Here is a 16,943-nt window from a genome sequence, read left to right as displayed (position 1 = left end):
GGCTTGACATCATGGCCGACGAGCCCTGGGCCCACAGCCGGTACGATCTGCAACAGGCGCGGTCGCCGGACGCTCCGGAGACTGACACCTTCAATGATCCTCGGGGCGATTTCGGATGGATCCACTCCTATGAGACTGGATCCACCCTCGACGGACCTGGCATTCGGGTTGTTGTGTTCATGAGCGGCTGCCTGTTGCGGTGCCTCTATTGCCACAACCCGGACACTTGGCACCTCAAGGACGGCACGCGCGTCTCCCTCGAGCGCGCCAGAACTGCGCTTCAGGCTTATGCCGCCCCGCTGCGGGCCATGGATGGCGGACTGACGATATCGGGCGGGGAGCCCCTGGTGCAACTGCACTTCACAAAGCGGCTCTTCGCAGCAGCTAAGGGCATGGAGTTGCACACGGCTCTGGACACATCGGGCTTCCTTGGTGCACGCGCGGACGACGAGTATCTGCGTTATGTCGATCTCGTCCTGCTCGACATCAAATCCTGGGACCCGGAAACCTACCGCCGAGCCGTCGGTCAGGACATACGCCCAACCATTGAATTCGCGGAGCGCCTGGCCGCTCTCGGCAAACCGGTTTGGGTGCGGTTCGTGCTGGTCCCAGGCCTGACCGACGATCCCGCCAATGTCGAGGGCATAGCCCGTTTCGTCGCGCCGATGCGCAACGTGGAGTGGGTCGAGGTCCTCCCGTTTCATCAGATGGGCACCTTCAAATGGAAGGCAATGGGCCTGAACTACGAGCTTTCCCACACCCTATCTCCCTCCCCTGATCTGGTGGCGCGGGTAATCGGACAGTTTCGGGATGCGGGCTGCCGCGCAAGGTAAGGGGGGACCGATGCTCGATATCGTTCGCACGTTGCTTGAGGCCTCGCCATTGCTGGCGCTGTTCCTCGCCATCGCCACCGGCTATGCGATCGGGCAGATCTCGTTTGCTGGGGTTTCGTTCGGCGCGGGCGCGGTGCTGTTCACCGGTCTCATCATCGGCGCCATTGCCCCAAAGGCAGCACCGCCGGGCTTGGTCGGAACACTTGGCCTCGTGATGTTTGTGTATGGTGTCGGGATTCAGTTTGGACCGCAGTTCTTCGCCAGTCTGCGCGGCCCCGGCCTCAAATACATCGCCCTCACAACCGTTGCCGTGATCGCCTCGCTTCTCGTCGCGATGTCGCTCGCTGCGCCCCTCGGCATTTCGCTGGCGACGGCAGCCGGATTGTTCGCCGGCTCCGGGACCAGCACCCCGACCCTGCAGGCGGCCCTGGCCGCGGCGGGCAACCAAGATCCCGCGATCGGGTACTCTGTATCCTATCCCTTCGGCGTCATTGGACCAATCGTCCTGATGACCATCATGGCGGCTTTGGTCAAACCCAAGTTCAACCCACCTGCCCAGAACCTCCGCGTCGCAGAGTTGACCCTCGAGCACGGAATGCGGGATCGAGCCGTCGGCGAACTGTCTGCCAACCTGCCTGCCGACGTGAAGATTGTTGCTGTCCGCCACAATCACATCAACACGCCAGCGACTGCCGAGACCATCTTGCAGGAGGGTGATGGGCTTCTGGTGACTGGCAGCCCCGCAAGCATCGAACAGGCCAAGGCGTCCATAGGGCGAGAGGAGCCAGGACGCCTGAGCCGGGATCGTTCAAGTTACGATGCCGTGCGGGTCTACGTTTCGAAGGCGATTTTCATCGGCAAATTATTGCGGGACGTCTCTCTTCCTGATTTCCCTGTCGTGATTTCGCATGTGCGTCGGGGCGACCTGGAGCTGATTGCCACACCCGATCTGCGACTCGAGTTCGGTGATCGCCTCGTGGCCCTCATCCCGGCCGGCCGGCAAGCCGAAGTCAGGCGGCACTTCGGCGACAGCATCAAGGGCAATGCCGAACTGTCTTTCGTCTCGATCGGGGTTGGGATCGCACTTGGGCTGCTGTTAGGCATGGTGCCGGTTCCCCTGCCTGGGGGCGGCACTTTCAGTCTGGGTGTGGCAGGCGGGCCGCTCGTCATGGCACTGGTGCTGGGCTGGCTCGGCCGGACCGGCCCGATCGGCTGGGGCATGCCGGTGGTCGCGAACCTGGTTCTGCGAAACCTGGGCTTGGCGGTGTTCATCGGATCGGTCGCGATCGGCGCGGGAAGCCCATTCGTTCAGACTGTCGCCTCGAATGGAATCCAGATCCTCCTTGGGGGAGCGGCGGTCCTGCTCACCCTGGTGTTGATCGTGCTGGTGGCCGGATATCTCCTGCGTATTCCCTTCGATGACCTGCTCGGTATCTGTGCCGGGTCAACCGGCAATCCGGCCATTTTGGCCGCGGCAAGTCGTCTGGCGCCCACGGATCGGACTGACCTCGGCTACGCCATCTGCTTCCCGAGCATAACCATCGTCAAGATCATTGCGGTTCAGGTTCTGCTGAATTGAGAAACAATACACGGCTCAATCATTGGTGCGGTCCTGCAACACTGGCTAGAATTACATAGTTCCGGTCACGGCGAACGCACGCAAGACTTGACGGTTGTCTGACCTCCTGTCCAAATTCTGAACAGAGTCTATGGTTGGTCGGGAGCGTACGGCATGATGTCTATCCGAACTCTGTTGCTTGGATGTGCAGCGATCATGACCGGCGGAGCACAGGCCGCCGACCTCCCGGTGGCGAAAACTGCCCCTGTCGAGTACGTCCGCATCTGCTCCACCCACGGAGTCGGCTTCTTCTACATTCCCGGCACCGACACCTGCCTGCGTGTCGGCGGCCGCGTTCGTGCCGAATACCTCTATCTCGAACCGGTCGATCGGACGCAGGACACGATCGGATTCCGGGCTCGTGGCCGCATCAACCTCGATGCGCGTACCACCACCGCCTACGGCATGCTGCGCACCTATATCCGCATGGAGATGACTCGAAACACCGGTGCTTACGGCTTCAGCTCAACGAGTCCTGAGATTTCGCAGGCGTTCGTCCAGTTCGGCGGCCTGACTGCCGGTCGAGCGGTTTCGTTCTTCACCGACCCGGACTTGCCGGCTCCGAACTTCGGTGACCTGCGCTTCGACGATCCCTCGAACGCCGAGGTGAACCTGTTCGCCTACACCTTCTCGTTCGGCAATGGGTTCTCGGCCACCCTGTCGCTCGAGGACGGCACGGAACGCCAGATCAACAACGAACTCGACTTCCCGCTGTTTGGGATTGCCAGCACCTCGCCGGTCTTCGCGCCGATCGCCTCCACCTATGGTGGCGAGCGCATGCCGGATGTCGTGGCCAACGTCCGCTACACCGGCACCTGGGGCGGCGCACAGCTGTCAGGGGCCTTGCATCAGATCCGCGACGTGGCGGCCGGCCTCACGACAGTTGATGGCGTGACGGTACCAGTGCTCAACCCCATTACCGGCCTGCCCAATCCGACCTTTGCGGACACGGATTACGGTTTTGCCCTTGCCGCTCACGGCTATGCGAACGTGCCGGCCCTCGGGGCCGGCGACACCGTGTGGATTTCGGCAACCTATACGGACGGAGCAATCGGCTATCTCAATGCTGGCCAGGCGGGCCCGATCAGCAACGGCTTCGTCACCGCCGGTTCCCTTGCGCTGGCCTTCACCGACGCCTTCGTCGATCCCTTCACGGGCGAGTTCAAGAAGAACAGGGCTTACGCTGTCGCCGGCGGTCTCAATCACAACTGGACCCCCACGATCCAGACGAACGTGTTCGGGTCCTGGATGCGCTTTGAAGCTCCTGGAGTTGCCCGGTACGCTGTTCCGGTGACCGCAGCGACGCTCGCCACTGGATCGGCCGGGACGACCACGGGCTTGGTTGACTTCGACGAGTACCGCGTCGGCGCCAACGTCATCTGGACGCCAGTTAAAGAATTCCTCATCGGCGTCGAGGCGCTCTACATCAGGGTCGATCCAAGCCAGCGGGTTGCAGTTCCGCTCACGACGGCGGCCGGTGATCCGACCGGTACCTTCCGGTCAACTGGGTCGGAGGATACATGGGAAGGACGTCTGCGCGTCCAGCGCGACTTCTGAGGCGTCGCGTCTTTCTCTTCAACGGACCGTAACCTTGCGGCGAGTCTTGCTCATTGTTTCTCGGCAATCCACTGTCCTGAGCAGTTGACCCGCCCGGCGATAACCCAACTGCCGGAACCCGAACGCCCTGACAAACTGCCTGTTATGTCGACCTTTGTCTTGTTGCGTACGACGCTCCCTTGAACGCGTCCACTTGGATCGAGGCCACCGCTCATGTGGGTCCCCCTTGAAGCGGCGCTGCGAATGGTGCCGTTCTGAACGATCACGGCATAGCGGTGGGCTCGTTTGCAGGCTCCCTTCTCCGGGGTGGCTTGGATACTCCAGCGCCCATCAAATGGCTGTTGCGCCAAGGCCGTGTTGCCACTCAAGACCAAGATGCCGGGAAGCATGAAGGTGGCCAGAAGCCGGTGCATGGGGAGATCTCCTATCTTCTAGAGCATTGGACCAAGAGTGTCTCGACTTTTGGGGTTCATCCGATGCTCTATCCGTCATTGGCGCATCGTCCGTAACGGATAACCGCATCCATTTTTTGGACGTGAGCTTCTGATCCATACTTTGAGACTTCCAGGCAGCACCCGTCACACGTTTGATGTCACTCTCGTCCGCCTCGCCATCGGCGACCACCTATACGATTTCCAAAGCTGCCGCCGCTAGCTCGTCGCGGCCAAAGCCTCGATCGTTTTGAAGTTGGTCCACTCGGAGAACCGCGACTGATAGAGGATCATGTGCCCCTTTGCGGTATCGTATGCGCGCAGCCGTCTCTCGGGATCCTTGATCTCCTGCAGATAGCAGCCGCTGATGAAGTCACTCTGGCCTTTCACCATTACGGCATACCAGATGCCCGACTTCCGACAGTCGCCGATCACGACATCCGTGCTGGCTAGGGACGTCTGGTTGGATCAGAAGTTTGTCCCAGGCCCCGAGCGGAAGTTGACGCTTTGCAGTGGTTACCCTTGCCGCAGCAAGACTTGCGTAGCCACGATCATCGGAACAAACGCGAGCGCAATGACCTTTCGCACCTAGGTCGGCTCCTGCAATTCCTGACATCTGGAAGGTCCCCGCTCAGAAGGTTCTCCGCTCACTCGACCCGCCGGACGTCCCATGGGTGCGCGGAGATCATTGTCCGACCACAGTGCCGCGGGCTCTATCTCCTGAAGTCCGGCAGGAGCATCCAGTCCCCACTGTAGCAGGACTGACCAAGGCACAGGTCCGGACGGAGGTTGCGCAATATCCGCCAACGGCTGACGAGACAGGTGTCTGGTAGGTGGGATAAGGATCGTTGTAATAGGGATATGTGGCCGCCGCTCCGACGATGCTGCCTGTGACCAGCCCGGCACCCACGCCGTAGTACGGATAGCCTCCATAATACCCGCCATAATTCGGATAGCGTCCGTAACGACCATAGTAACGCCCGTCATACCGGCCATTGCCGATGCGATTGTCAAACCGGCCACCGGGATTGTTGATCGCAGCCTGGCGGAAGCCCCCGGTTCCGGCCACGCGCCCTGGCACGCCCGGTCGCGCGGCAATTGCCCCACCGCGGTATCCTCGGTTACCCATTCCGACACGGCCACCACCTACGCCGCCCCGCGGAACGTACATCCTGGAGCCACCACCGAATCCGCCACCCCGGAAGCTCCCCCCCCCCGGGAGGCGCCTCCGCCGCCGAACCCGCCTCCACCCATGCGGGCGCCACCGCCACCACGGCCGCCGCGCTGGGCCTCGGCCACATCGGGGATCAGCAGAGCGCCTGCCACAAGAGCGCCGAGAACCACCAGAAACTTGTTCATCGCCATCCTCCCTCTCGCTGCCCGGCGCACAACACAGCACAGGACAGACTGTCATGAGCTGAACTCATCGTGGACCTTTCAAAAGAACTGGCTTGATCGTTTGAGACAACCGCTTGGCACTTTGTGACGAAAGGGATTCGTGTGAACTCATACTGCTCTCTGGTCCGATTTCGCGTCACGGGGCGCGCTTCGAACAGCATTGCTCCGCCAGAGGTAGTAGCCGTTATGTTCACCAGGATGTGGACAAGTGGATCGACGTCGCTAAAGCGGACCGTAAGGATATCATAGACTTCGATTACGATCGCCAGCGTTGCCGGCCAAGCTGCCCCAGCAGGCAAAGTCGGTAGGATCCCAAGTCTGCGCGACGCAAGCAGCCTACAGCCACAGACATCGCTTCGTCTTGCTTCAGCCGGCGGCACTCGAGAATGCATTCGGCTCAGCCATAAGGCGATCATCCTCCGGCGCGAGCGCTACCGTTTACAGACTTGGTGTAGATACCCATCAGCTTTGTCATTTCGGAGTTGTAGTCGCGGACGGTCTCTTCCAGCCAGCGAGATTGGATGGCTGTCGCATCAGCAAGGTTTCGGCAGCCCAGTATTTCGCGAGCGGTCTCACCGTCCTTCTCGACGCGCATTGACATGAAGCTCATCATCTCACGCTGGCATTCGGCGGTCGCGGCAAACCACGTTTCTGTAGCCTTCGCCAGAGCCTGACTGTTGTCCCTAGACAGCGCGAATTCACTGGCACTGCGCGTGGTGTCTGACAAGGTCGACTTACTTGACATAGTGGCCATGAACTGTCCTCCTTGAACAATTCCTTTCTGAGGGCGAATGGGTTGTCTTCACAAGCTCCAAGCGGAAGATCTCCTCGTCGAGGCCGCGGTCAGGATGTTTCCCTGGTGTTGCAATCAATGTCCGCCCAGCACGAGGGTCTGGATCGGGAACACCAGCGCTTGGATCCTCAGGATCATGGCATGCACGAGCCCGACCGCGTCCACCGCATGAAGAACCAGCCCTCTTGCGGCGCCGACCTGGCCTGACGCGATCAGGTCGTGATTGCTAGTATAGGCATTGGCGATGCAGGAACTGCCGGGCGTCACGCCATCGAAGCCATCATCGTAGAGCGGCTCGAGAAACACGAGCATGGTCCCCGGCCGCGTCACCTGCTGCGCGTCGATCAGTTGCTCCCCGCTGCGGATCTGGCCGGCGGCGATGAAGTCCTGCACGCCGACTACCACCATCGGAATGACCGTCCAGGGCTTCGAGGCACAGGTGGCTTCAGCGACCATGCCAACCTTCATCACCTGGGCCTCGATCTGCCCGAACCCGGCCTGCAGGCGCCCACGACCGGCGCCCTCGGGAATCAGGACCCCGGCCGGACGCATGAACGGGTTGACGATGTCACCCACCCGGAGCGTGAACTGCTCCACGCGCCCACTCACGCCGGCGCGGACGACAGTTTTCGCAAGATCCACCTCGGCCTGCGCCAACGCGGCTTGGGCGCTCGCCTTCTGGGCTGGCAGAAGCGTGGAGATCTGTGCCTCGACCGTCTGCTTGGCGGCCGTAGCGGCATCGATCGTGCCCTGGCGCCCCTGCACGGCGACCTCGAGCTTTTCGATGTCCCTGACCGCCACCGCGCCCGGGTTGCGGCGGTAGATCTCCTGCTTAGTCGCCAGTTCGTCCATTGCCTGCTGATGGGCACTGCGGGCTTCCTGGATCTTGCCCTCGGCCGCAAGGACATCGGTCCGCGCCACCACCAGGGCCGCGTCGGTCTCGGCGATCTTGCGCCGGGCGGCCTCCGCCGCCGCCTCCTGGGCCGAGCTGTCGAGGCGGAAGATCGGTGCGCCCTGTTTGACCTCGCCGGTGAAGCCGACATAGACCTCCGCGACGCGCCCGTTCGTCTCCGGCAGGATGGGAACGGTGCGGAAGAACGCCGTGGCATTGGTGGTTGAGGGATGATTGTAGAAGATCACCGTGATCAGCCCGATCGTGAGCATCAGGCAGGCGATGATGCCCCACCGCAGCTCGAACCAGACCGAGAAGAGCGTGATCTCACGGCCGATGCGCTTGCCCTGGGCGAAGCGGCGGTAGAGATAATCAGGAAAGATCGTCAGCAGGGAGCAGAAAAGAAGCTCAAGCATGGGTCCGCTCCTTCGGCATCCGAGGTAATGGGATCGTTTTCGGGACCTCAACTGTGCCCTCGTCTGCCGTTTCGGCTAGCGTCGAATGGTCGCCGATCTCGTCCGGCGATTCGGCTGCGCCCTCGCCTGGCTTCAGCCCAGCGATCTTCTCGAGCGATCCGGCAATCCTGCGGAGAGGATTTCCGAAGTCAGGAATGTCGATCAGGGCGAGCAGCAGGCCAGCGACCCAGAAGATGTGCATGTGCGTGAAGAGAGCCAGCAGGCCCAGCACGGCGACAATCTCGAACTGAAGCTTGTGAGACCTGTGCGCCATACGCTCTGGCAAGGTATGCAAGCGCAGGAACAACAACCCTACGGCCAACACGGCAATGACCAGAAACACGGCCATGACCCCCATGAGGACGTCCGTCTCGCCAGGAGCGGTGATAAAAGCCGGCAGATGATGGGGCGCGGCAGGATTAAGCGACGCGGTCATAGCAGCCCTCCCAAGAACGCCTAGGCACCGCTCTGAAGGCGAACATGACGATGCCTGCGGATTGCTTCATAGACGGGAGTCTGAAAGTCATCGGCATCTCCGGTTTCTGTTCTTCTATCATTAGCGCGCACCCATCACGCCATGATGCTCAGGCCACCATCGACGTAAGTCGTCGTCCCAGTTAACCGTCGCGCAAAAGGTGTCGTCAGATACGCCGCGGTAAGTCCTACATCGTCAATATCAACGAGTTCACCGATGGGGGCGCGCTCGATCGCCTCAGTGAGAAGAACATCGAAGTCCTTTAAGCCGGAGGCCGCCCGGGTTTTCAAGGGGCCGGGCGACACGGCGTGCACCCTGATGTGTTTGTCACCCAATTCATAGGCAAGGTAACGGACGGCGCTCTCCAGTGCCGCTTTCACCGGACCCATGAGGTTGTAGTTCGGGACGACCTTGTTCGCCCCATGATAGCTCATTGCCAGGAGGGTCCCCCCTCAGTCATCAAAGGCTCGGCGAGTCGCGCCATGCGGATGAAAGAGTGGCAGGAAATGTCCATCGCCACCTTGAACCCTTCGTCGGAACTGTCGAGGAGCCGCCCCTGCAGATCCTGCTTCGGTGCAAACGCTATGGAGTGGAGCGCGATATCGAGACTGCCCCAGCTCTCGCGGATCTGCTCGAAGACGGCTTCTAGCTCGCCATTCTGCCCGACATCGCAGGGTGCGAAGATCGATACCTCGAGCTCTTTGGCGAGAGGCTCGACGTAAGATCGGGCCTTCTCGTTCAGATAAGTGATCGCGAGATCGGCCCCGAGCTGGCGAAAGATCCGGGCACATCCATAGGCAATCGAATGCTCGTTGGCGATTCCGATGACAAGGGCACGCTTGCCGTGGAGGATCTTCGACTGGATCGCGGCATTGGTCAGGTTGGCTGGTTGATCGTTCATGGGCTTGCCCTCGTGCGTCGATGGTCACGCGGTCGACGGTGGGAGCCCGGCTTTGCCGCCACTTCCGGGTGGGATTGGGCCTGATCCTCCGCCGGTATCACCGAGATCAGTTCAGCCTTTGCTTTGCCTCCGGTGCCGTTATCGGAGAGAAGGCGCCGGATCTCGCCCAGCAAGGCCGTCTGCTTCGCGTTGGCCTCAATCCGGCCCTCCACGCGGTCGAGCAGATCGAGCAGCCCGCGCCGGTCGTCAGACGTCCGCAGGAGATTCGGCAGCGCCAGGAGCGCCTTCACCGGCTCGAAGTCGACAATGTAGGATTGCTCGCGGATGATCGCGCGGGCGGCCTCCGCCGGCATGTCGAGAAGGCCGATGTCGTTGCCGACTAGCTTGCGGGCTCGCTTCATGGCCGAGAGTCGCCGCCGCCCGGTGCCCGCCTTCATCAGCAGCAGCGCCGTGCGGACCATGGCCTTCGTCCGGTCGCCGTCCTCAATGTGAGACAGGGCCTCCTTGACCAGAGGTGCATTCCGCACATCGATGGGTTCTTCCGCATCGGCTTCCTTGTCCTCCGCGGCCATGCCGATGCTGGCCGAACCGTAGATGCGGAAGAAGGTGTTCTCCACCGACGCGTCGCGCAGGTCGCGATAGAAGTCCCACGAGGCGGAGCTGACAGCGGCCATCCAGTGCTCCATCGCTGCCATCGGGCCTTCGTTGTCACGCGGCGCCCGGTTCGCGCGCACCATGTCGGCCATGCCCTTGAGCGGCCACAGGAAAGGATTGAGATCCGACACCGCCCAGCGCTGCACCCGCTGTGGATTGAGCGCCCTGGCGGCCTTAGCGGCCCCCGGGGTGACCATCGGGGACACGAATGGATGCACGAAGGTCTCGTAGGCGGAAGCGAGTGCCTCGGAGGTCTTCTCGACCACCTTGAACGGCCCCTCGTCCTTGCGGCCGTACTTCTGCAGGACCTGTAGGTCCTCGACCTGCCGTTCGGTCAGTAACACGTCGTAGCGTATGCTCCCGTTCGTTTTCTGCTCCTCGACCTGCATGCCGTAGAGGCCCGGAGGCAGATGCTCGATATACTCGATCAGGTCGACGATCTGGGTGTGCTCGCGTTTGGCGACAGCGCCCGAGACAAAGATACCGAGATGGCCGACGCTCTTGTGCATCAGCCCGACGATCACCTGCCCGTTCGCCTTGAGCGCCTCCGTGGTGGGATAAAGGTCGACCACCCAGTTGAAAGCCTGTTGCGGCGGCGTGATGTTGTCGCCGAGCGACGCAAACAGAATGATCGGCGACCGGATCGCCCGCAGGTCGAAGGCCCGACCCTCCGACCATTCTGCGTCGCCGTCCGCGAGGTTGTTGCCCACGAACAGGTTCTCGACGATCCACTTGATTTCCTGGCGGTCCATGAGGAAGAAGCCGCCCCACCAGCGCTCGAATTCCAGGAAGCGTTCCGGCTCGGTGTCGATCTTAGAGAAGAGGGTGTAGTACTTGTCGAAGTACGTGTTAGCGGGATTGAGAGACTCGAAGTTGTCGACGAGGTAGGCCCCGTCGAACGTGCCTGCGCCAAGATCGCTGGCCAGAAGCGCGGGCCAGGTGCCGCCGAGCATTCCGCCTGCATAGCGCATCGGGTTCTCACCATCGTTGCCGGCCCAGTACGACATCGGCGCCCCGTTGATGACGATGGGCCCGACGAGGTCAGGTTCGAGCGCGCCGATGAGCATGGAGGCCCAGCCGCCCTGGCAGTTTCCAATCACGACCGGCTTGCGGGTCTTCGGATGACGCTCGCCCACGATGCGGAGGAACTCGGCCTCGGCGCGCGAGACATCAGCGAGCGTCTGCCCGGGCTCCGGCTCTGGGAAGAAGATCACGCAGTAGACCGGGTGCCCTGCCTTGAGCGCGACGCCGACCTGTGAGTCCTGCTTGAACCCACCAATGCCGGGTCCATGGCCGGCGCGTGGATCAATGACGACGAACGGGCGATGCTCGGGGTCTGTCTCGATGCCAGCGGGCGGGGTGATCTGGACGAGGGCATAGTTCGCGGGCCGCTCGAATTGACGGGCATCCGCAATCATTTCCCATTCGAAATCCAGCAGCGGCGGCTTGCCGGCTTTTTCGTGCTCGATCCAGTTGTTGCCGCGCTGGCGCAACGTGTCCCAGAACAGGATCGAGCGCTGGGTGAAGTCGAGCCAATAGGCACTGGCATCGCGCCAGAAGTCGAGAGGCGTCGCCGGGTGGGCCCGGCTCTCCAGCAATGGCTCGCTCGCGGCTTTCACCGCATCGACGTAGCGCTGAACTACGTTTGAACACCGCTCCTGATAGACTTCGGCGAACTTCGCCTGTGCACGGGTGACCTGTGTCAGTTTCGCTTGTACACCATCCTGGCTTCGCTCAGTTCTGGCTTCGGCCTGTCGCATCGCTATTGTCCAATCAAGATAGCTTTTCAGAAATGATCATTTCTTTTGCTCGCCCCATTTGAGGAAAAAGCCGACGTCGCCTGGCAACCCGCCGGGCCATTCGATGATCATCGCATTCAATCTGAATCCGGCGGATCGCAACTGATCACGCCATAATTCGTAGGCCTGACGTGGGCGACCCGTGAGCGTTTCCGGCCAAGTTGGATCCGCGTTGTTGAGCGCGCGGCCCTTGTCGGTGCAAAGGGCATTGGGAAACCGCATGACCATCAGCTCCGTTTGACCGCGTGCCGCCGCCGCTCGCAGCTTGGACCGCAGCGGTTCAAGGATCTCCTTCAATCGCTCCGGGGTAAGATCAAGTGGCTCGGAGAGCCGTTTGATCAGATCCTCGCGGGCTTTCTCGGCACGGCCCGTGATGCCATCAGTGGATTTGACGGCTTTCGCCATTTGCATCTCGGTCATGTAGTTCCGAAGGTCGGCTGCCGACATGAACGTCTCATCGCCCAATTCGTGCTCGGCCTGGGATCCTTCCGGCTTGGTCTTCAGCGTTTCCATGACATCAATCTCCCTGTTCAGGATGCAAGCCGAGTCTGGGCAGCACTGAGCACGCTTCGCGTCTGCCGTGCGATCACCAGTTCCTCATTGGTGGGAATGACCCACACATCCGGTCCGGCTCCGGTGGAGATCCGCGGGCCACCGGTGCTGTTGGCTCTCTCATCAAGAGTAAGACCAGCCCATGCGAGGCCGCTGGCCACCTCGGCGCGGGTAGCCGCGTCGTTCTCCCCGATCCCGGCCGTGAAGATGAGACCGTCGATGCCGCCCAAAGCCGCAACAAGCGATCCGATTTCGCGCAGGATACGATAGACGAAAAGATCGATGGCGCGCCTGGAATCCACATTCGCCGCCGCATTGGCGCGCAGCACTCGCATGTCGTTAGACAGACCAGAAACACCTAGAAGTCCGGACTCGGTGTAGAGTATGCGCTCGGCGGCTTCCGGACTAAGCTTCATCTCCCGCAGCATGAAGAATACGACGCCGGCATCGATGGCGCCGCAGCGCGTTCCCATCGGAAGTCCGTCGAGAGCAGAGAAGCCCATAGTCGTTGCGATGCTGACCCCTCCCTGGAGAGCACATAGGCTCGCGCCATTCCCGAGATGTGCGACGATCACCCGACCCTCGGCAAGCCGGGGATCATAGTGTTTCAGAACGGACGCAATGTAGTCGTAGGAGAGTCCATGGAAGCCATAACGCCGAACGCCGCGTTCGCGCATTTCGCGCGGCAGGGCGAACAATGTCGCGATGTCGGACTGGGATTGATGGAAAGAAGTATCGAAACAAGCGACCTGCGGCATCCCCGGCAAGCGCCTGCGCACGATCCGGATCGGCTCCAGGTTATGGGGTTGGTGCAGAGGCGCGAGCGGCACCAGCACCTCAAGCGACTGGAGGACCGACTCGTCGACCAACACTGGGCTAGAAAAGGCCGCGCCGCCATGGACGACCCTGTGTCCGATAGCCACGAGCTTGCGCCCCTCCTGATGCTCTCGCAACCACGCGATGAGATGCATCAGCGCCTCCTCGTGCCCGAGTTCCTCGCCCGGATCCCAGGACCGCTCATCCAGAATGGCTCCGTTCGTGTCGCGGACTATGAAATGCGCATCGCCGCCGAGACCTTCGTAAAGACCTTTCCAGGCAAGCCGAGGCTCCGCTTCATCCGGCATGTCGAAGACCTGAAACTTGAGGCTCGATGAGCCGGCGTTGAGGACGATCAGGACTGGCGTCATAGATCAGACCTCCGGCATGGATAGCTGTGAGCGCTGTGCCTCGGCGACGAGCGAGGCGACGGCGCAGGATGCCAGCCGAGTGATCGTCGAGTCGGCCCGGCTCGTGAGGATGATCGGAACACGGGCGCCGAGCACGATGCCAGCCGCGTCGGCGTCGGCAAGGAAGGTCAGGCTTTTTGCCAGCATGTTGCCGGCCTCGAGATCCGGGACCACGAGGACATTGGCCTGGCCGGCGACCGGTGACTGGATCTTCTTGATCGCCGCCGCCCCGAGGTCGATGGCGTTGTCGAGCGCGAGAGGGCCGTCGAGAATTCCCCCTGTGATCTGCCCGCGGTCTGCCATCTTGCACAAAGCCGCGGCTTCGATGGTCGAGGGCACTTTCGGATTCACAGTCTCCATCGCCGACAGGATCGCCACCCGCACCGGATCGACCCGCAGAGCCCGAGCGAGGTCGATGGCGTTCTGGACGATGTGGACCTTGTCCTCCAGTGTCGGCGCAATGTTGACGGCAGCGTCGGTGATGATGAGCGCGGTCTCATGGCCAGGGACGTCCATGACGAAGCAGTGACTAATCCGACGGGCGGTGCGCAGGCCACCCTCACGCCGAACCACGGCACCCATGAGCTCGTCCGTGTGAAGGCTCCCCTTCATCAACGCTTCGGCCTGGCCAGCCTTCACGAGATCGACCGCCGCTCCTGCCGCGGCATGGCTGTGCGGTGCATCTACGATCCGCATCTTAGAAGGATCCTTACCAAGCGCCGCCACGGCCGCGGTAATCTTGGCCTGCGGCCCGACCAGGATCGGATCGATCAGACCGAGCCCAACCGCCTCAAACACCGCATCCAAGGATGCCGGATCACACGGGTGCGCCACGGCAACCTTCAGCTTCGGCAGGGACTGCGCGGTCGTCACGAGCCGGTCATACTTGTCGTGCCGCCTCTGATGAGGCTGAGACCCGCCCTGGGCTGAGACTGCAACCGTCATGATTGCCTCCACGCTGTGCTTCCTATGGGCGTTGCGATTGACTGCCGGCTCTCGCCGAACGTGCCAAAGGGGCTTGTCGGAATAAGGTCCAGGCCTATGTCCGCGATGCCCATTTCGTTTTGCAGAGGGGAGTATGGCCCGTCCTTAATCTGTTGCTTGACCGATTGGGCCATTGATTTGACAATTTAGGACTGCGCTGCGGGAAAATGAGCCTGATTATCGCCTGACCTTGGCGCAGCAAACCATGGCGCCAAATCGTCAAGTGCAGGTTCAACCCTCGGTCGGCACACTCACTTGAATATATTTTCGGTGACGCTTTCTGAATGCGCAGTTCAAACGTCCACGTCTGGGCGGGCTCACTCAGCAGCATCCTTCAAATGGTTCAGGGGAAGCTGGCCTAACTAACCGGAGCGCCCGCCAGGATCTATGGGTAAGACGGGCCCGCGTGGTTTGTGCGGTCGCCGCGATTTCCGAACACGGCTATGGCTAGCGCGCCACGCCGACGGGCTCTGTCCGGACCAGCGCCGGAAGGCTCGGGTGAAGGCGCTCAACTCGGAGTATTGCAAGGCTGCGGCGACCTGACTGAGAGCCATATATGTGTTTTCGAGCAGCTCACATGCAATCTCGAAGCGGATTTCATCAGCCACCTGTCGGAACGCAAAACCTTCCATACGCAAGTGACGGTGCAAGGTGCGGCGGTGCATCGAAAAAAAGCGAGCTACTGTGTTGGCAGAACAGGTTCCCCTGAGCAGTTCGGTACGAAGAACTCGACGCAAATCACCGGTAATTGAACCAAAGTCATGGCTCAAGTTAGGTTCGTCTAACCTGTGGGCGGATGGCATCTCCATCGCTCCTTGCACCTTTTTCTGACAACCCTGCTGCTATTGAACCAGCTCATCATTAGAGGTTCCTCATTCCTCTGCTTGATCCATTTGGACTTTCTCTTGGCATTTAGGAATAGAAGATGAGTGGCCTTCGTCGTGACCTGCTATGACCTCTCCGTTTCACGAGGCGAACTCTCCATTCATTTTTGAGCGCTGCGATGGAGGGACGTGCTAACTGTTCCGTGCAGGTAAAGCCCCTCGCTAATAATGCCCTTCATGAGCGCCTGCGGTCCATACCCACGGCAGCATCCAACATCTCTACGCCAGCAATCCGGCGAGCAGCTCGGGCGCGGGCTTGTTTACGGACAGCGGTATACGATCTGTCCATAGGAGTTCACGACCTGCTGGCATCCTGAGCAGCGTAGTAGTAAGTACCGGCCACTGCAGCGCCGGCTGCTGCCCCATAGGCGACACTCCTGCGGGTGGTCCGCCGGGCAACGCCGGCGTAGCTCATGGGTGTTGCAGGTCGTCCAATCCTTGCTTCCGCTTGGCTGATCAACGAGCCTGACGAAACGAGCGCATCACTGCTCCAGCACAGGGCCAAACCGCCGACGAAAAGCGCGGGCGCGGCACGGGACATCAACTTAACGCCTGATCTGTTCATTTCGCGCCTCCAGGAACAACACCCGCTGGAATCTCGTCAACGTCATTGAGCAGAGTAATCGCGACACCGCTGGAGCCGGCTGGTGGTTTGAACGCGAACGCATCCGGTGCGAGGGTGCCGCCGGTCTTCCAGTCTCGGAGCCGCAGCGTATACTGGGGCGCGGCCCCAACCGCTTTACTCGTGATGACGTACTTGCGCGGCAGCGGCCTCTCGCCGACTTCGACCCAGATCTGCCAGTCGGTTTCAAGATTGCGGAAGGCAAGGTGCTCGCACTCGACACCCTCGATGACGCCGCGACCGATGTGCTTGGACTCCAGCACCCCTGCCATGAGTTCTTCATAGGGCTTCGACAGCAGGAGATCTGCACCCGGAAGCTCGAGCGAAGCCTCGGTCCGGAGCCTATCGACAACCTCGTCAAAGGAGCCACTCCCAGAAACTTGGGCGAACCGCTTGCCGCCGCTGTCATGCACGGTCACGGTAGAGCCGTCCGACACGAGTTCGACGTCTGCATAGCCACCAGTTCTACTAATGCGGAACTTGTTCGGGCGGCTCATGGTAACCTCGCCCGAAGCGCTGAATTGGATCTTCTCGACGGCCGGAGTCACCACCTCGATATCCGTATCGTACTTCAGGGACAGATTTTCCTGGCGACTCACGTAGTCTGCCATGGCCTTCAGAATGGTCTTCGCCTCCCCCTCATCGGCCCACGCAGCAGATGCTGGTGCGCCGGCAATGGCCACGACAGTTGCGAGGCGGGCCATGGTTCTCGCGAGGGAGGCTCCGCAACCCAAACAGATCTCTCGGTTCATCGTGCGATCCTCCCTGGACTTTTTCCAGATGCAAACCGGTGAGAACATTCCTGCTTCATCGACCGGGATCATCAGCCAGCCATAGAAGCACTGTAGGCGAGCCGTGGCATCGTGCTT

At 61.3% G+C, this 16,943-nt stretch carries 17 protein-coding genes and 1 pseudogene; 3 read left to right on the top strand and 15 right to left on the bottom strand.

From position 1 onward, the window contains the following. Positions 1 to 11: 11 nt before the first annotated feature. From pflA to ACD578_RS06415, 3 genes are all read left to right on the top strand, one after another. Entirely contained in the window at positions 12 to 833 is an 822-nt protein-coding gene (gene pflA, locus ACD578_RS06425; RefSeq protein WP_404291879.1) for a pyruvate formate-lyase-activating protein, read from the top strand. A gap of 10 nt (positions 834 to 843) precedes the next feature. Beyond that, positions 844 to 2,412, top strand: coding sequence for an aspartate:alanine exchanger family transporter (locus ACD578_RS06420; RefSeq protein ID WP_404291878.1), 1,569 nt, complete (start codon positions 844 to 846; stop codon positions 2,410 to 2,412). A 195-nt stretch (positions 2,413 to 2,607) separates the two neighbouring features. Further along, the gene (locus ACD578_RS06415; RefSeq protein WP_404291877.1) at positions 2,608 to 4,008 is read left to right on the top strand and encodes a porin; all 1,401 of its coding nucleotides are present in this window, start codon (positions 2,608 to 2,610) and stop codon (positions 4,006 to 4,008) included. Between the two features lie 50 nt (positions 4,009 to 4,058). Here the strand turns inward: ACD578_RS06415 and ACD578_RS06410 are convergent, their stop codons facing one another. From ACD578_RS06410 to ACD578_RS06340, 15 genes and pseudogenes are all read right to left on the bottom strand, one after another. Next, entirely contained in the window at positions 4,059 to 4,421 is a 363-nt protein-coding gene (locus ACD578_RS06410; RefSeq protein ID WP_404291876.1) for a hypothetical protein, read from the bottom strand. 237 nt (positions 4,422 to 4,658) lie between these two features. Beyond that, positions 4,659 to 4,874, bottom strand: coding sequence for a hypothetical protein (locus tag ACD578_RS06405; protein WP_404291875.1), 216 nt, complete (start codon positions 4,872 to 4,874; stop codon positions 4,659 to 4,661). A gap of 250 nt (positions 4,875 to 5,124) precedes the next feature. Beyond that, positions 5,125 to 5,568 carry a hypothetical protein gene (locus tag ACD578_RS06400; protein WP_404291874.1) on the bottom strand — a complete coding sequence of 148 codons (444 nt, stop codon included), beginning with the start codon at positions 5,566 to 5,568 and terminating at the stop codon, positions 5,125 to 5,127. A gap of 17 nt (positions 5,569 to 5,585) precedes the next feature. Further along, positions 5,586 to 5,798: a hypothetical protein gene (locus ACD578_RS06395; RefSeq protein WP_404291873.1), complete on the bottom strand. Its 213-nt coding sequence runs from the start codon at positions 5,796 to 5,798 to the stop codon at positions 5,586 to 5,588. A 451-nt stretch (positions 5,799 to 6,249) separates the two neighbouring features. Continuing rightward, positions 6,250 to 6,591, bottom strand: a complete 342-nt coding sequence (locus ACD578_RS06390; protein WP_404291872.1) for a phasin family protein — start codon at positions 6,589 to 6,591, stop codon at positions 6,250 to 6,252. Between the two features lie 114 nt (positions 6,592 to 6,705). Next, positions 6,706 to 7,938 carry an HlyD family secretion protein gene (locus ACD578_RS06385; protein WP_404291871.1) on the bottom strand — a complete coding sequence of 411 codons (1,233 nt, stop codon included), beginning with the start codon at positions 7,936 to 7,938 and terminating at the stop codon, positions 6,706 to 6,708. Then, positions 7,931 to 8,413, bottom strand: coding sequence for a hypothetical protein (locus tag ACD578_RS06380; RefSeq protein ID WP_404291870.1), 483 nt, complete (start codon positions 8,411 to 8,413; stop codon positions 7,931 to 7,933). The genes ACD578_RS06385 and ACD578_RS06380 overlap by 8 nt, the downstream gene beginning before the upstream one ends. A gap of 134 nt (positions 8,414 to 8,547) precedes the next feature. Further along, a pseudogene (gene fabI / locus ACD578_RS06375) lies at positions 8,548 to 9,353 on the bottom strand (enoyl-ACP reductase FabI). Beyond that, on the bottom strand, positions 9,350 to 11,767 hold the full coding sequence (locus tag ACD578_RS06370) for a DUF3141 domain-containing protein (RefSeq protein ID WP_404291869.1): 2,418 nt from the start codon (positions 11,765 to 11,767) through the stop codon (positions 9,350 to 9,352). Before ACD578_RS06370 ends, fabI begins: the two are co-directional and overlap by 4 nt. 36 nt (positions 11,768 to 11,803) lie before the next feature. After that, on the bottom strand, positions 11,804 to 12,319 hold the full coding sequence (locus ACD578_RS06365; protein ID WP_404291868.1) for a hypothetical protein: 516 nt from the start codon (positions 12,317 to 12,319) through the stop codon (positions 11,804 to 11,806). Between the two features lie 17 nt (positions 12,320 to 12,336). Then, complete coding sequence (locus tag ACD578_RS06360) at positions 12,337 to 13,545, bottom strand: acetate/propionate family kinase (RefSeq protein WP_404291867.1); 1,209 nt, start codon at positions 13,543 to 13,545, stop codon at positions 12,337 to 12,339. A gap of 3 nt (positions 13,546 to 13,548) precedes the next feature. Further along, entirely contained in the window at positions 13,549 to 14,529 is a 981-nt protein-coding gene (locus ACD578_RS06355; protein WP_404291866.1) for a phosphate acetyltransferase, read from the bottom strand. 401 nt (positions 14,530 to 14,930) lie between these two features. After that, positions 14,931 to 15,371, bottom strand: coding sequence for a helix-turn-helix domain-containing protein (locus ACD578_RS06350; protein WP_404291865.1), 441 nt, complete (start codon positions 15,369 to 15,371; stop codon positions 14,931 to 14,933). 376 nt (positions 15,372 to 15,747) lie between these two features. Further along, positions 15,748 to 16,017, bottom strand: a complete 270-nt coding sequence (locus ACD578_RS06345) for a hypothetical protein (protein WP_404291864.1) — start codon at positions 16,015 to 16,017, stop codon at positions 15,748 to 15,750. Further along, positions 16,014 to 16,778: a DUF2092 domain-containing protein gene (locus tag ACD578_RS06340; protein ID WP_404291863.1), complete on the bottom strand. Its 765-nt coding sequence runs from the start codon at positions 16,776 to 16,778 to the stop codon at positions 16,014 to 16,016. Before ACD578_RS06340 ends, ACD578_RS06345 begins: the two co-directional genes overlap by 4 nt. Positions 16,779 to 16,943: the final 165 nt, after the last annotated feature.

This window comes from Microvirga sp. RSM25, assembly GCF_044784385.1.
GTDB lineage: Bacteria > Pseudomonadota > Alphaproteobacteria > Rhizobiales > Beijerinckiaceae > Microvirga > Microvirga tunisiensis.
The sequence above is the reverse complement of the archived record's forward strand: the minus strand, read 5'-3'. Positions and strand labels throughout refer to the sequence as shown.

Bases quoted from the DNA above. Each gene is read 5' to 3' on its own strand.
- pflA (WP_404291879.1), top strand. From the start codon at position 12: ATGGCCGACGAGCCCTGGGCCCACAGCCGGTACGATCTGCAACAGGCG.
- ACD578_RS06420 (WP_404291878.1), top strand. From the start codon at position 844: ATGCTCGATATCGTTCGCACGTTGCTTGAGGCCTCGCCATTGCTGGCG.
- ACD578_RS06415 (WP_404291877.1), top strand. From the start codon at position 2,608: ATGACCGGCGGAGCACAGGCCGCCGACCTCCCGGTGGCGAAAACTGCC.
- ACD578_RS06410 (WP_404291876.1), bottom strand. From the start codon at position 4,421: ATGCACCGGCTTCTGGCCACCTTCATGCTTCCCGGCATCTTGGTCTTG.
- ACD578_RS06400 (WP_404291874.1), bottom strand. From the start codon at position 5,568: ATGGGTAACCGAGGATACCGCGGTGGGGCAATTGCCGCGCGACCGGGC.
- ACD578_RS06395 (WP_404291873.1), bottom strand. From the start codon at position 5,798: ATGAACAAGTTTCTGGTGGTTCTCGGCGCTCTTGTGGCAGGCGCTCTG.
- ACD578_RS06390 (WP_404291872.1), bottom strand. From the start codon at position 6,591: ATGGCCACTATGTCAAGTAAGTCGACCTTGTCAGACACCACGCGCAGT.
- ACD578_RS06385 (WP_404291871.1), bottom strand. From the start codon at position 7,938: ATGCTTGAGCTTCTTTTCTGCTCCCTGCTGACGATCTTTCCTGATTAT.
- ACD578_RS06380 (WP_404291870.1), bottom strand. From the start codon at position 8,413: ATGACCGCGTCGCTTAATCCTGCCGCGCCCCATCATCTGCCGGCTTTT.
- ACD578_RS06370 (WP_404291869.1), bottom strand. From the start codon at position 11,767: ATGCGACAGGCCGAAGCCAGAACTGAGCGAAGCCAGGATGGTGTACAA.
- ACD578_RS06365 (WP_404291868.1), bottom strand. From the start codon at position 12,319: ATGGAAACGCTGAAGACCAAGCCGGAAGGATCCCAGGCCGAGCACGAA.
- ACD578_RS06360 (WP_404291867.1), bottom strand. From the start codon at position 13,545: ATGACGCCAGTCCTGATCGTCCTCAACGCCGGCTCATCGAGCCTCAAG.
- ACD578_RS06355 (WP_404291866.1), bottom strand. From the start codon at position 14,529: ATGACGGTTGCAGTCTCAGCCCAGGGCGGGTCTCAGCCTCATCAGAGG.
- ACD578_RS06350 (WP_404291865.1), bottom strand. From the start codon at position 15,371: ATGCCATCCGCCCACAGGTTAGACGAACCTAACTTGAGCCATGACTTT.
- ACD578_RS06345 (WP_404291864.1), bottom strand. From the start codon at position 16,017: ATGAACAGATCAGGCGTTAAGTTGATGTCCCGTGCCGCGCCCGCGCTT.
- ACD578_RS06340 (WP_404291863.1), bottom strand. From the start codon at position 16,778: ATGGCCCGCCTCGCAACTGTCGTGGCCATTGCCGGCGCACCAGCATCT.